The sequence below is a fragment of the Demequina rhizosphaerae genome, from assembly GCF_000971255.1.
GTDB classification, from domain to species: domain Bacteria; phylum Actinomycetota; class Actinomycetes; order Actinomycetales; family Demequinaceae; genus Demequina; species Demequina rhizosphaerae.
This window is the reverse complement of sequence record NZ_BBMC01000004.1, coordinates 190,780-204,051: the sequence shown is the minus strand read 5'-3', so window position 1 is coordinate 204,051 and position 13,272 is coordinate 190,780. Positions and strand designations below refer to the sequence as shown.

14 protein-coding genes are annotated in these 13,272 nt (G+C 71.2%); 1 reads left to right on the top strand and 13 read right to left on the bottom strand.

Annotation, left to right across the window (positions count from 1 at the left end; genetic code table 11):
* Positions 1-15: 15 nt before the first annotated feature.
* The 12 genes from AOM07_RS07165 to rpmE all read right to left on the bottom strand — a co-directional run bounded on the left by AOM07_RS07165 (position 16) and on the right by rpmE (position 9,729).
* Entirely contained in the window at positions 16-912 is an 897-nt protein-coding gene (locus AOM07_RS07165; protein ID WP_062312271.1) for a F0F1 ATP synthase subunit gamma, read from the bottom strand.
* A gap of 3 nt (positions 913-915) precedes the next feature.
* Positions 916-2,547: a F0F1 ATP synthase subunit alpha gene (gene atpA, locus AOM07_RS07160; protein ID WP_062312269.1), complete on the bottom strand. Its 1,632-nt coding sequence runs from the start codon at positions 2,545-2,547 to the stop codon at positions 916-918.
* A 48-nt stretch (positions 2,548-2,595) separates the two neighbouring features.
* Positions 2,596-3,408 carry a F0F1 ATP synthase subunit delta gene (locus tag AOM07_RS07155; protein ID WP_084830168.1) on the bottom strand — a complete coding sequence of 271 codons (813 nt, stop codon included), beginning with the start codon at positions 3,406-3,408 and terminating at the stop codon, positions 2,596-2,598.
* Between the two features lie 4 nt (positions 3,409-3,412).
* Positions 3,413-3,976 carry a F0F1 ATP synthase subunit B gene (locus AOM07_RS07150; protein WP_062312264.1) on the bottom strand — a complete coding sequence of 188 codons (564 nt, stop codon included), beginning with the start codon at positions 3,974-3,976 and terminating at the stop codon, positions 3,413-3,415.
* The gene (locus AOM07_RS07145) at positions 3,976-4,206 is read right to left on the bottom strand and encodes an ATP synthase F0 subunit C (RefSeq protein ID WP_062312262.1); all 231 of its coding nucleotides are present in this window, start codon (positions 4,204-4,206) and stop codon (positions 3,976-3,978) included. Before AOM07_RS07145 ends, AOM07_RS07150 begins: the two co-directional genes overlap by 1 nt.
* A gap of 50 nt (positions 4,207-4,256) precedes the next feature.
* Positions 4,257-5,033, bottom strand: a complete 777-nt coding sequence (gene atpB / locus AOM07_RS07140) for a F0F1 ATP synthase subunit A (protein WP_062312606.1) — start codon at positions 5,031-5,033, stop codon at positions 4,257-4,259.
* Positions 5,034-5,195: 162 nt separating this feature from the next.
* Positions 5,196-5,603 carry a Cg1360 family ATP-synthase-associated protein gene (locus AOM07_RS07135; RefSeq protein ID WP_062312259.1) on the bottom strand — a complete coding sequence of 136 codons (408 nt, stop codon included), beginning with the start codon at positions 5,601-5,603 and terminating at the stop codon, positions 5,196-5,198.
* Entirely contained in the window at positions 5,600-6,856 is a 1,257-nt protein-coding gene (locus AOM07_RS07130; protein WP_062312255.1) for an MraY family glycosyltransferase, read from the bottom strand. The genes AOM07_RS07135 and AOM07_RS07130 overlap by 4 nt, the downstream gene beginning before the upstream one ends.
* Entirely contained in the window at positions 6,853-7,500 is a 648-nt protein-coding gene (locus AOM07_RS07125; RefSeq protein WP_084830189.1) for an L-threonylcarbamoyladenylate synthase, read from the bottom strand. Before AOM07_RS07125 ends, AOM07_RS07130 begins: the two co-directional genes overlap by 4 nt.
* 16 nt (positions 7,501-7,516) lie before the next feature.
* Positions 7,517-8,407, bottom strand: a complete 891-nt coding sequence (gene prmC, locus AOM07_RS07120; protein WP_062312249.1) for a peptide chain release factor N(5)-glutamine methyltransferase — start codon at positions 8,405-8,407, stop codon at positions 7,517-7,519.
* A 16-nt stretch (positions 8,408-8,423) separates the two neighbouring features.
* Entirely contained in the window at positions 8,424-9,506 is a 1,083-nt protein-coding gene (gene prfA / locus AOM07_RS07115) for a peptide chain release factor 1 (protein WP_062312246.1), read from the bottom strand.
* 13 nt (positions 9,507-9,519) lie between these two features.
* A complete protein-coding gene (gene rpmE, locus AOM07_RS07110) occupies positions 9,520-9,729 on the bottom strand; it encodes a 50S ribosomal protein L31 (RefSeq protein WP_042213950.1) in 210 nt (69 codons plus the stop codon).
* A 405-nt stretch (positions 9,730-10,134) separates the two neighbouring features.
* Between rpmE and AOM07_RS07105 the strand changes: the two genes are divergently transcribed.
* A complete protein-coding gene (locus AOM07_RS07105; protein ID WP_062312243.1) occupies positions 10,135-11,067 on the top strand; it encodes a DUF559 domain-containing protein in 933 nt (310 codons plus the stop codon).
* Positions 11,068-11,253: 186 nt separating this feature from the next.
* Here the strand turns inward: AOM07_RS07105 and rho are convergent, their stop codons facing one another.
* Positions 11,254-13,038: a transcription termination factor Rho gene (gene rho / locus AOM07_RS07100; protein ID WP_228374410.1), complete on the bottom strand. Its 1,785-nt coding sequence runs from the start codon at positions 13,036-13,038 to the stop codon at positions 11,254-11,256.
* Positions 13,039-13,272: the final 234 nt, after the last annotated feature.

Below are 13,272 nucleotides of genomic sequence, written 5' to 3'. Positions count from 1 at the left end.
ATCTCTCGCTTCTTGTCACGAGGCCGCGAGCGCATCGGCGCCCGAGACGATCTCGCTGATTTCCTGGGTGATCTCGGCCTGACGCGCCTGGTTGGCGAGCCTGGTGTAGTTGCGGATGATGTCCTCGGCGTTCGAGGTCGCGGTGTTCATCGCGCGCTGACGGCTGGCGAGCTCGGAGGCCGCGCAGTGGAGCAGGCTGCCGAAGATGCGCGACTCGATGTAGCGCGGGAGCAGCGCGTCGAGCACGAGCTCCGGCGACGGCTCGAAGTCGTACAGCGGCTGGACCTCGCCCTCCTCGACCTCCTCGACGCCCTCGACGATCTCGAGGGGCAGGAGGCGCAGGACCTGCGCCTGCTGGGTCACCATCGAGACGAAGCGGGTGCCGACGATGTAGATCTCGTCGACGCCGCCGTCCTCGGCGGGCGCCTGGAAGCGGCCGAAGAGCGCCGCCGCCATCTCGCGAGCGGTCTCGCGGGTGGGGGCGTCGGAGCCGCCCGTCCACTGGCCCGCGAGCTCGCGGCGGCGGAACGCGAAGTACGACACGGCGCGGCGGCCGGCAGCGAACTGCACGACCTCCTTGCCGTCCGCCATGAGACGGCCGCGGAGGCGCTCGGCCTCACGGATGACGTTCGCCGAGTAGGCGCCCGCCATGCCGCGGTCCGCGCTGATGACCAGCACGGCCGCGCGGCCGGTGTCCGTGCGCGGGGTCGTCAGCGGGTGGTCGACGCTCGAGTGCGTCGCCACCGCGCTGATCGCGCGCGTGATGGCCCGCGTGTACGGGGTGGCCTGCTCCACACGGAGCCGGGCCTTCCCGATGCGCGAGGCCGCGATGAGCTCCATCGCACGGAAGATCTTCTTGAGCGAGCTGGTCGCCCTGATCCTCTGGCGATAGACGCGCTGCTGTCCGGCCATCGGCTACTTCTTCTCCGCGACGATGCGCTCCTGCTCGACCGCCACGGCCTCGCCGTCGTCGACGGTCGAGTCGGTGGTGAGCGCCACGCTCTCGCCCTCGAGGAACGTCGAGACGTAGTCGTCGACGTTCTGCTCGAGCGCCGCCGCCGTCTCGTCCGAGAGCTTCCCGGTCGAGGCGATGTCCTCGAGGATCGAGGTGTTGCGGCGGAGGTGGTCGAGGAGCTCGCGCTCGAAGCGCAGCACGTCGCCCAGCGCGATCTTGTCGAGCTTGCCCTTGGTGCCGGCCCAGATGGACACGACCTGCTCCTCGACGGGGTACGGCGAGTACTGGGGCTGCTTGAGCAGCTCCATGAGGCGCGCGCCACGGGTGAGCTGCTGGCGGGAGGCCGCGTCGAGGTCGGACGCGAACATCGCGAACGCCTCGAGCGAGCGGTACTGGGCGAGGTCGATCTTCAGCGTTCCGGAGACCGCCTTCATCGCCTTGACCTGCGCCGAGCCGCCGACGCGGGACACCGAGATGCCGACGTCGATCGCGGGACGCTGGTTGGCGTTGAACAGGTCGGACTGGAGGAAGATCTGGCCGTCCGTGATGGAGATGACGTTGGTCGGGATGTACGCCGACACGTCGTTCGCCTTGGTCTCGATGACCGGGAGGCCCGTCATCGAGCCGGCGCCCATCTCGTCCGAGAGCTTCGCGCAGCGCTCGAGCAGGCGGGAGTGCAGGTAGAACACGTCGCCGGGGTACGCCTCGCGGCCCGGCGGGCGGCGCAGGAGGAGGGACACGGCGCGGTAGGCCTCGGCCTGCTTCGACAGGTCGTCGAAGATGATGAGGACGTGCTTGCCGTCGTACATCCAGTGCTGGCCGATGGCCGAGCCGGTGTAGGGCGCGAGGTACTTGAAGCCGGCCGGGTCGGACGCGGGGGCCGCGACGATGGTCGTGTACTCGAGCGCGCCGGCCTCCTCGAGGGCGCCACGCACCGAGGCGATGGTCGAGCCCTTCTGGCCGATGGCGACGTAGATGCAGCGGACCTGCTTCGTCGGGTCGCCGGTCTCCCAGTTCGCCTTCTGGTTGATGATCGTGTCGATCGCGATGGCGGTCTTGCCGGTCTGGCGGTCGCCGATGATCAGCTGGCGCTGGCCGCGGCCGATCGGGATCATCGCGTCGATGGCCTTGAGGCCGGTCTGCAGCGGCTCGTGGACCGACTTGCGCTGCATGACGCCGGGCGCCTGCAGCTCGAGGGCGCGGCGGCCCTCGGTCGCGATGTCGCCGAGGCCGTCGATCGGGTTGCCCAGCGGGTCCACGACGCGGCCGAGGTAGCCGTCGCCGACGGCGACCGAGAGCACCTCGCCGGTGCGCTGGACCGTCTGGCCCTCCTCGATGCCGGTGAACTCGCCGAGCACGACGACGCCGATCTCGCGGACGTCGAGGTTGAGCGCGAGGCCGAGCGTGCCGTCCTCGAAGCGCAGCAGCTCGTTGGCCATGCAGCCGGGCAGTCCCTCGACCTGCGCGATGCCGTCGGCCGCGAGCGTCACGCGGCCGACCTCGTCGACCACGGCGCCCTTCGGCTCGTAGGACTTCACGTAGCTGTCGAGTGCAGCCCGGATCTCGTCGGGGCTGATCGTCAACTCTGCCATGCCATCTCTCCTGTCAGTGCCGCTCACGCGGCCAATGGTGCGTCGGGGCTAGCCGACAAGTCGTCGTCGTGCTTCGTCGAGCCGGGACAGGACGGTGCCGTCCACCACCTCGGACCCGACCTGGACTCGGATGCCGCCCAGGACCTCGGGGTCCACGGCGACGTTGATGAGGATCTCGCGGCCGTACGCATCCGCGAGGATGCGCGCGAGGCGGGTGCGCTGGTCCGCGCTGAGCTCGACAGCGGCCGTGACGTGCGCCACGACCTTGTCGCGGTGCTCGGCAGCGGAGTCGAGGAGCGCGTCGATCGCCGGGATGAGCCGGCGGCCGCGCGGGTTGCCCACGACGCGACGCAGCAGCGCCTCCGTGGTCGGCAGCAGCTTCCCGCCGAGCACGCCGTGGAGCAGCGCGATGCGCGCCTCCTTCGTGGCGGCGCGGTTGCTGAGGGCCGACAGCAGCTCGCGGTTCGCGACCAGCTCGCGCTGGACCCGGAACAGCTGCTCCTGGACCTCGTCCAGCGTGCCCTCCTCCTGCGAGTACGCGAAGATCGCGCGCTCACCGGCGTCGTCGATCGCCTCAGCGAGGTCCTCGTCAGCCGACCAGCGGGAGCCGGCGAACGACGCGAGGACGTCCTTGACCCTCGCGTCGTACGCCGAGAACACCGCGGCGACCAGCCCGGACTTGGCCTCGGGCGAGCGGGCGGGGTCGGTCAGCGCACGGCGGAGCGAGCCCGACGCGTCGATGGCGTCGACCGCGGCGAAGAGCTGGTCCGCGAGGACCAGGCCCTCGCGTCCGCTCGCCGTCACCACGGGCTCGAACTGACGGAGCACGGCGTCACGCGACGTCTGGCTCGTTCCACGCATGTGCCTAGCCCTCCGCCTTCACCGTCGACTCGAGGTCGGTGAGGAACGCATCGATCACGCGCTGCTGGCGCGCGTCGTCCGCGAGCGACTCGCCCACGATGCGCGACGCGAGGTCGGTCGCGAGCGTGCCCACCTCGGTGCGCAGCGAGACCACGGCCTGGTGGCGCTCGGCGTCGATCTGGCGCTGGGCCGTCTCGACGATGCGCTCCGCGTCCGTGCCGGCCCGACGACGGGCCTCGGCCAGGATCTGGGCCGCCTCGACGCGCGCGTCCTCACGGATGCGCGCCGCCTCGGCGCGGGCCTCGGTGAGCTGAGCCGTGTACTCCTCGAGGGCGGCGGCGGCCTCGGCCTGAGCCTTCTCCGCCTTCTCGATACCGCCCTGGATGAGCTCGGCGCGCTCGTCGAGCACCTTCTGCAGCTTGGGGAGGATCACCCGCGCGAAGACCACCGCGATGATCGTGAAGATCACGATCGACCACAGCAGGTCGTACGGTGCGGGGAGGATGATGTTCCCCTCGGTCTCCGCGCCGTGCTCCTCCGCTGCCATGAGCAGCGTCTGGGCGGTCATCACGTGAAGAGGAAGCCGGTGATCAGGCCGAGGAGCGCGAGCACCTCGACGAACGCGACACCGATGAACATCGTGGTGCGCAGCTGGCCCGAGACCTCAGGCTGACGCGCCATGCCCTCGATGGTCTTGCCGATCAGGATGCCGAGGCCGATGCCGGGGCCGACGGCCGCGAGGCCGTAGCCGATGGTCGCGACGTTGCCGGAGACCTCCGCGAGAGTGGTGGTGTCCACTGTGTGTTTCCTTCCTTTGTGACGAGGCCAGGTCTGGCCCCGCAGGCTTGTTAGTGCTCCTCCTCCAGCGCCATGTTGAGGTACACGGCGGAGAGCATGGTGAAGACGTACGCCTGGAGCAGGGCGACGAAGATCTCGAACAGGACGAAGGCGAAGCCGGCCGCGAAGGTCACGGCGCTCATCGCCTTCATCGCGCCCGCGGCCTCGAAGAAGAAGTACTGGGTCGCGGCGAAGCAGAGCACGAGCAGCAGGTGGCCCGCGATCATGTTGGCCGCGAGTCGCAGCGCGAGGGTGGCGGGACGGAGGATGAACACCTGCAGGGCCTCGATGGGCGTCAGCAGGATGTAAATGGGCTTGGGCACGCCCGGCGGGAACAGGCTGTTCTTGAGGTAGCCGCCCAGGCCGTGCTTCTTGACGCCCTGGTACAGGTACATCACGTAGACCCACAGCGCCATGACGAGCGGCAGGCCGATGAGCGACGTTCCCGCGATGTTGAGGAACGGGATGACGCCCGTGATGTTGAAGAACACGATCGACAGGAACAGCGTCGTGAGGAAGGGCAGGAACTTCTTGCCCTCGGCGCCCATGACGGGCTCGACGATCTGGCCCTTGACGAAGTCGAGCATGAACTCGATGCCGCCCTGGAAGCGGTTGGGGACCACCTTGGCGCGCGAGGCCGCGATCCAGAAGATCGTCAGCAGCGCGATCGCCGCGATCACGCGGATGAGCATGATGCGGTTGAACTCGAAGATGGTGCCGTCGCCGAAGATGGCGGGCGGGAAGAACTCGGCGATGGACGGGGCGTGGAAGCCGTCCGAGCTGAACATCTGCTGGATGTAGCTCTTGGACTCTCCCGAGTCGGCGGCTTCAGCGCTGACGACCGCGGCCAGTAGGTTCCCCACGAAGTCTCCTGTGCGAATGGCTTCTTGGGCGCGGACTACCGTCCGGCGCCGTTGACTGGCCGTAAGCCTAACGCATCGAAGGCGGGACTAAGTACCCGGATCCGTGTACGGAATGCGCGCTTTGCGCAGCGTCGCCACGTCGACCACGAGCGACGCCACGATGCCCGTCACGGCGGTCGCCGCGAAGGCGCCGCGATGGAACGATTCGACCCCCTGGAGGACCAGCAGCGCGACGACGATGACGAGCATCTTGCCCAGCCACGAGAACGCCACGATGCCCGCCATCACGTGCGGCGGCTTGCGGTGCCCCACGAGCATCGCGACCTGGGTCGGGATCGCGCCGAGGGCGGCGACGAGGGCGCCGACCAGCGCCCCGACCGCGCCCTGCGGCCCGGCGACGGCCCACGCCACCGCTCCCCCGACGACGGCGATCGCGGCGAGCACGATCGACGTGAGACGGATGGCGCGGCGGTACAGCTGCTCCTCGGCGGTCACTTCTCCTCCTCGGGGCGGGTGACGGGGGACGATGCGGGGGTCGCGCCGGGCGCGGCGGCGACCGCGGGCGCGGTGCCCGGCTCCGCATCGTCCGGGTGGCGCCCCTCGGGCGTGATGCGCTGCAGCGCGAAGACCGCGTGGCCCGCGCGCCGCCACTGGCGCGAGAAGAACCGCGCGAGGCGCGGCGAGAACGTGATGGCGGCGGCGATCGCGATGCCGACGGCGGTCGCGACCGCGGCGCCCCACAGCGGCAGGAAGACCACGGAGATGGTGCCGAAGGACAGCACGGCGGTCCAGATGTAGAGCACCGTGACCGCCCACCGGTGCGAGTGCCCGCGGCGCAGCAGCAGGTGGTGGAGGTGGTGCTTGTCCGGCGAGAACGGCGAGTCGCCGCGCGCGGCGCGCCGGATCACCGCGGCCGTCATGTCGACCAGCGGCACCGCGAGCACCATGATCGGCAGCAGGATCGGGATGAACGCCGGGATGCGCTCGCGCTCGGACACCACGGCCGGGTCGATCTGGCCGGTCACGATGATCGCGGCGGCCGCGAGCATGAGGCCGAGCACCATCGACCCGGAGTCGCCCATGAAGATGCGCGCGGGGTGGACGTTGTGCGGCAGGAAGCCCAGGCACGCGCCCACGAGCAGCGCCACCACGATCGCGGCGAGCGACGAGTAGTCGCCGGGCGAGGCGGAGCGCGCGAGCATGTAGGTGTAGCTGAAGAACGCGAGCCCGCCGATGGCGATCATTCCGGCGGCGAGCCCGTCGAGGCCGTCCACGAAGTTGACCGCGTTCATCGCGATCACCACCACGAAGACCGTGGCGATGAGGGACACGTACGAGCTGCCGATCGTCACGCCCGCGATGGGGACCGTGACGAGCTGGACGCCGCCGGAGGCGAGCACGAGCCCCGCGAGGAACTGGCCCGCGAGCTTCGCCATCCAGTCGAGGTCGAAGATGTCGTCGATCATGCCGAGCGCGCACACGATCGCGGCGGCGCCGAGCACGGCCCACGCCTCGCGTCCGGCCTCGAAGACCGGGAAGAGGAACGGGATCGCTGACGCGACGACGCCGGCGACGGCGAGCCCGAGGAAGATCGCTATCCCGCCGAGGCGCGGGATCGGGGTCGTGTGGACGTCGCGCGCCCGCACCGCGGTGATGGCGCCGACGCGGAACGCGAGGTGGCGCATCGCCGGCGTCGCGACGTACGTGACGAGCGCCGCGATCGCCATGAGGGTGAGGTAGACCTTCACCCGTCGTCACCTGCGACGGCGTCCTCCCCGACGATCTCGACGATGCGGTCGCGGGTGATCCCGCCCTCGCGCACGATGCGCAGGCGGTCGCCCGTCGCGTCGACGATCGTGGAGGCGACGCCGAGCGGGCTGTCGCCCGCGTCGAGGTAGACGGCGACGGACTCGCCGAGCTGCTCCTGCGCGGCCGCCGCGGTGGTCGCGGCCGGCTCGCCGGTGCGGTTCGCGCTGGTGACCGCGAGCGGGCCGGTGCGGGTGAGCAGCGCGAGCGCGGCCTCGTGGTCGGGGACGCGCAGCGCCACGGTGCCGTGGGTCTCCCCCAGGTCCCACGCGAGCGAGGGCTGGGACCGCACGATGACGGTGAGCGCGCCGGGCCAGCACTCCTCCATGAGCGCGCGCGCGGGCGCGGACACCTCGCGCGCGAGGCCGTCGACGGTGCGCACGTTCGGGATGAGCACCGGCGGCGGCATCTGGCGGCCGCGGCCCTTGGCCTCGAGCAGGCGCGCGACGGAGGGCGGGCTGAACGCGTCGGCGCCCACGCCGTAGACGGTGTCGGTCGGGAGGACGATGACGGCGCCGCGGTTGACCGCGTCGACGGCGGCGTCGAGCGACGGCCCCCAGGTCGCGGGGTCGTGGGTGTCGAGGATCACGACGTCAAGTCTCTCAGACGCCTATCCGCGTCGCGACGAGCATGCGGTCGCGTCCGTTGAGGTCGGTGAGCGTGCGCACGTCGCCCCACCACTCCGACGACTCGGCGTACGCGCGCAGGGCCGGGCCCTGCTCGTCGCCGTGCTCCATGATGAGGACGCCGCCGACGCGCAGCAGCCGCTGCGCCTCGTCGAGGATCGCGCGCGGCACCTCGAGGCCGTCGTCGCCGAGGCCGTACAGCGCCTGCGGCGGGTCGTGGTGCGCGACCTCGGGGTCGCGCGGCACCGCGTCGACCGGCACGTACGGCGGGTTGGTCACCACGACGTCCGCGCAGGCGTCGAACTGGCGCAGGCAGTTGCGGGCGTCGCCGTACACCGAGCGCAGCCTGGTGCGGACGTCGGCGGGCTGGGCGCGCGAGTTGAGGCGCAGGTACACCAGCGCCTCCTCGCTCGCCTCGACCATCGCGACCTCGGCCTCGGGCACCTCGGTCGCGACCGAGATGCCGATCGCGCCGGAGCCCGCGCACAGGTCGGTGACCCGCACGGTGCCGCGCATCTCGAGCGCCTCGCGCGCCGCGGCGATGGCGACGCCGGCGACCACCTCGGTCTCGGGCCGCGGGATGAAGACGCCCGGCCCCACCTGCAGCTCGAGCGACCGGAAGTACGCCTTGCCGGTGATGTGCTGGAGCGGCTCGCGGTCGACGCGGCGCGTCACGCGCGCCTCGAGAAGGTCGAGGTCGGCGCCCGGCGGCCACTCGTCGTCGCGCGCGGCGGCGGTGCGGATGTACGACGGCTCGAGGCCCAGCGTGTGGGCGATCAGCACGATCGCGTCGTGGTACGGCGACGGCACCCCCGCCTCGGCGAGGCGCTGGGTGGTCGCGCGTAGACGCGTTCCTACGGTGGGCACGCTCGGATTCTAGGGCCTACTCGGCCGCGGAGAGGCGTGCGGCCTCGTCCGCGTCGATCGCGGACTGGATGACCGGCTGCAGGTCGCCCGCGAGCACCTGGTCGAGGTTGTACGCCTTGTACCCGGTGCGGTGGTCGGCGATGCGGTTCTCGGGGAAGTTGTACGTGCGGATGCGCTCGGAGCGGTCGACCGTGCGGATCTGCGACTTGCGCATGTCCTGGGCCTCGGCCTCGGCGGCCTCCTTCTGCGCCGCGAGGAGGCGGGCGCGCAGGATGCGCAGCGCCGACTCCTTGTTCTGCAGCTGGCTCTTCTCGTTCTGGCAGCTCACCACGATGCCGGTGGGCAGGTGCGTGAGGCGCACCGCCGAGTCCGTGGTGTTGACCGACTGGCCGCCGGGGCCGGACGAGCGGTACACGTCGACGCGCACCTCGTTCATGTCGATCTCGACCTCGGAGACCTCCTCGACCTCCGGGTACACGAGCACGCCGGCGGCGGAGGTGTGGATGCGGCCCTGCGACTCGGTCGCAGGCACGCGCTGCACGCGGTGCACGCCGCCCTCGTACTTGAGCTGGGCCCACACGCCGTCCTCGGGCTCGACGGAGCCGCGCGCCTTCACCGCGACGGAGACGTCCTTGTACCCGCCCATGTCGGTGTGCACGGCCTCGAGGACCTCGGCCTTCCAGCCCTTGGCCTCGGCGAACTTGAGGTACATCTTCAGCAGGTCGCCCGCGAACAGCGCGGACTCCTCGCCGCCCTCACCCGACTTGATCTCGAGGATCACGTCGCGCGCGTCGTCCGGGTCGCGCGGGATTAGGATGCGCCGGAGGTGCTCGGTGGCCTCCTCGACGGCGCCTTCGAGGGCCGGGACCTCCGCGGCCATCTCGGGGTCGAGCTCCGCCAGCTCCCTGGCGGCCTCGAGGTCGTCCTGGGCGGACTTCCAGGAACGATGCGCGGCGACGACGCGGCCGAGCTCCGCGAAGCGACGCCCGAGCGTGCGCGCCCGGCCCCCATCCGCGTGAACGGCGGGGTCGGCGAGCTGCTGCTCGATGTCGGCGTACTCGTCCAGCATGGGCTGGACGGCTGCGAAGGCCTCGGCCACGTCGTCGGGCGCGTTACTTCTTGTTGCCGTAGCGGCGCTCGAAGCGCGCCACGCGACCACCGGTGTCCATGATCTTCTGCTTGCCGGTGTAGAACGGGTGGCAGGCCGAGCAGACCTCGACGCTGATCGCGCCGGACTTCACGGTGGACTTGGTCTCGAACGTGTTACCGCAGGTGCACGTGACAGTGGTGGCCACGTACTCGGGGTGGATGTCCTTCTTCATGATCTCCCTTAGTACGTCACCGGGTCCGGCGCGTATCTCGCGGCGGTGAACCGGCAACCTGGGACCCCGTCCGCAGGCGGGGCCAACGCACTATTCTGCCATGCCTGTCAAGCCGGGCCGAATCCGCGCATCGTCCCCGCCCCCGCCCCCGGCAGCGCGCCCACTCCTGGCAGCGCCCCCGCCCCCGGCAGCGCGCTGCGAGGTGCTCAGTGCCCGATCTGATGCAATTCGAGCACCGAGCACCTCGCAGCACGCTCGCGACGGGGCAGAGCCGCGGCTCCGCCCCGCTCCGACCCAACCTCCGGACCGGGCGCGCGGTCTCCACAGCACGCCCTCGGCCTGCCGGCCTCCACAGACCGTGTCACCCCGCTGCGCGCGAGCCGCCTCCCACGGAAGCCTGCTCGCATGCGCCCGCTGCCCGACCCCGCATCGCGACGCACCGCGATCGGGGACTTCCTCGCCGAGAACCCCCACGCGTACACACGAGACGAGCTTGTCGACGCATGGTCGCGGCGTCAGCTCGATCGCGGCATCCGCGAGGGCACCGTGGCGCGCCTCGCCACGGGCGTCTACTGCGGTGCGACCCGCACGAGCGACCTGACGGTGCGGGGCGAGGCGCTCAACCTGTGGCAACCGACCGGGGCGGTCACCGGCGCGGGCGCGCTGCACCTCTACGACGAGTCCCTGCCGAAGCCCGAACGCCTCGACCTCCTCGTCCCCCACGGCCGTCGCCTCGAGGTGCCGCCGTGGGCCCGGTTGCGTCAGACCGGACCGATCCGCTCGACCACGCGTGCGAACGGCGTCGCGTGCGTTCCCATGGCGCGGGCGCTGCTCGACGCGTGGCGGTACGCGCCCGCGGCCGATCGACGCGACATCCTCTGGGAGGCACTCTGGGCGCGGGTCTGCACATGGCGGCAGCTCAGGCGCGAGCTCGACCGTGCGGCGCGGGTCGCCGGGCGCCGGGACCTCGAGCGCGTCCTGAGCTGGTTCGGATCCGGAGCGACGACCCCGCTGGAGGTGCGGGCCAAGCACGAGACCTTCGCCGACGCGCGGTTCCGCGAGTTCGAGTGGCAGGCACCTCTCGCGCTGCCCTCGCGCCGGGCCGTCCCCGACATGCTGCATCGTCGCGCCATGCTCGCGGTCGAGCTCGACGGCGACCGCGTCCACGCGACGCGCGAGGCACGCGACCGGGATCGCACGCGCCGGACGGACCTCGCCGCCGCGGGCTACGCCGTCGTGGGCTTCGGGTGGAACGACATCACGCGGCGCCCGGCGTGGTGCCGCGAACGCCTGCTCGCCGTCCTGGCGAGCCGGCTCAGCGCGCAGCGAGGTTCTTGATGCCCGAATCCGCCCCGATCGGGCACTGAGCACCTCACAGCAGACTCTTGCAGACACCCGCAGACACCGGCAGACACCGGCACCGTCCCCGCACACACCAGCGCCCCGCGAGGTGCTCGGTGCCCGTTCCACAGGGAATCGGGCACCGAGCACCTCGCGGGGCGCAAGTGGGAGGCGCCGGAGGCGCTACTTCTCCTCGTCCGAGCCCGGCGTGGTCTTGGCGACCTGCATGAGGAACTCGGCGTTGGTGCGGTTCTCCTTGAGCTTGCCCAGGAGCAGCTCGATGGCCTGCTGCTGCTCGAGCGCGGTGAGCACGCGGCGCAGCTTCCACATGACCTTGAGCTCCTCCTGGCTCATGAGGATCTCCTCGCGGCGCGTGCCGGACGCGTTGACGTCGACGGCCGGGAAGATGCGGCGGTCGGCGAGAGTGCGCGAGAGCTTGAGCTCCATGTTGCCGGTGCCCTTGAACTCCTCGAAGATCACCTCGTCGGCCTTCGAGCCGGTCTCCACGAGCGCGGTCGCGAGGATGGTGAGCGAGCCGCCGTTCTCGATGTTGCGCGCGGCGCCGAAGAAGCGCTTGGGCGGGTACAGCGCCGACGAGTCGACGCCGCCCGAGAGGATGCGGCCCGAGGCGGGCGCGGAGATGTTGTACGCGCGCCCGAGGCGCGTGATCGAGTCGAGCAGCACGACGACGTCGTGGCCCATCTCGACGAGGCGCTTGGCGCGCTCGATCGCGAGCTCGGCGACCGTGGTGTGGTCGTCGGCCGGGCGGTCGAAGGTCGAGGCGATGACCTCGCCCTTGACCGTGCGCTGCATGTCCGTGACCTCCTCGGGGCGCTCGTCGACGAGCACGACCATGAGGTGGACCTCGGGGTTGTTCGTGGTGATCGCGTTCGCGATCGACTGCAGCACGAGCGTCTTGCCGGCCTTCGGCGGGGAGACGATGAGGCCGCGCTGGCCCTTGCCGATCGGCGCCACGAGGTCGATGACCCGGTTGGTCATGTTGCGCGGCTCGGTCTCGAGGTGCAGGCGGTGCTGCGGGTACAGCGGCGTGAGGTCACCGAACGCGGGGCGGTGACGCGCCTCGTCCGGGCTCTGGCCGTTGACCTTGTCGACGCCGGCGAGGGCGTTGAACTTCTGGCGCTGGCCGCGCTCGCCCGGGCGGGGCGGGCGCACGGTGCCGGTGATGGCGTCGCCCTTGCGCAGGCCGTACTTCTTGATCTGGTTCATCGACACGTACACGTCCGACTTGCCGGGCAGGTAGCCGGTGGTGCGGATGAACGCGTAGTTGTCGAGGATGTCGACGATGCCGCCGACCGGGGTCAGCTCCTCGTCGTCGCGGATGTCATCGTCGTCGAGCTGCTGGCTCGCGCCCGTGGCGCCCTCGACGACGTCGCGCTCACGCCCGCGACCGCGACCGCGACCACGGCCGCGGCGACGGCGGCTGCCGCGCTCGTCGTCGTCCTGCGCCTGCTGCTGGCGCTGCTGGCCGCGCTGCTCGCCGTCGGCCTGCTCGCCCTGCTGGCGGTCGCCGCGGGGCAGGTCGAGGTTCACGGCCTCCTTGGCGCGGCGCGCGCGGGACTCGGCGTCCTCGGACTCCGACCTGTCGGCCGACGCGGCCTCGGCCTTGTCGCCGCCGGGCAGGTCGAGGCTGACCGCCTCCTTGGCGCGGCGCGCCCGCGACTCCGAGTCCTCCGACTCGGGGGCCGCCTGCGGGGACTCCGCTCGGCGGCGCTGGGGGCGCTGCGCCTTGGGCTTGTCGCCCGCGGCCTTGTCGTTCGCGGGCTTGTCGTTCGCGGGCTTGTCACCTGCGGGCTTGTCGTCGGAGCCGGCGGCCTTGGCGGCGCTCGGCTCCTTGGCGGGCACGACGCCGCCGTTCTTGATGGCCTCGACCAGGTCCTTCTTGCGCATACGGGCGGTGCCGGAGACGCCGAGCTCGGCGGCCAGCGCCTGGAGCTGCGGAAGCTTCATCGCGGAGAGGGTGGCGGTCTGGTCGGGCGCCACGGTCGTGTCTGTCACGTACTGTCCTTTCCTCGCACGAGCCCCTGTGGCTCCAGAAGTGCGAGATCGTCCACGTGGGTACGGCTGACGCGACATCATCGGCAGACGCCTGCAACGTGGATAGCGTTCGTCCGGGGCGCGGTGCGCCGAACCGGGGGAAGCGAAACCAGGCTATCACCGCAGGCTTCCCCGAACAATCACCCC

Bases quoted from the DNA above. Each gene is read 5' to 3' on its own strand.
- AOM07_RS07165 (WP_062312271.1), bottom strand. From the start codon at position 912: ATGGCCGGACAGCAGCGCGTCTATCGCCAGAGGATCAGGGCGACCAGC.
- atpA (WP_062312269.1), bottom strand. From the start codon at position 2,547: ATGGCAGAGTTGACGATCAGCCCCGACGAGATCCGGGCTGCACTCGAC.
- AOM07_RS07155 (WP_084830168.1), bottom strand. From the start codon at position 3,408: ATGCGTGGAACGAGCCAGACGTCGCGTGACGCCGTGCTCCGTCAGTTC.
- AOM07_RS07150 (WP_062312264.1), bottom strand. From the start codon at position 3,976: ATGACCGCCCAGACGCTGCTCATGGCAGCGGAGGAGCACGGCGCGGAG.
- atpB (WP_062312606.1), bottom strand. From the start codon at position 5,033: ATGTTCAGCTCGGACGGCTTCCACGCCCCGTCCATCGCCGAGTTCTTC.
- rpmE (WP_042213950.1), bottom strand. From the start codon at position 9,729: ATGAAGAAGGACATCCACCCCGAGTACGTGGCCACCACTGTCACGTGC.
- AOM07_RS07105 (WP_062312243.1), top strand. From the start codon at position 10,135: ATGCGCCCGCTGCCCGACCCCGCATCGCGACGCACCGCGATCGGGGAC.
- rho (WP_228374410.1), bottom strand. From the start codon at position 13,038: ATGAAGCTTCCGCAGCTCCAGGCGCTGGCCGCCGAGCTCGGCGTCTCC.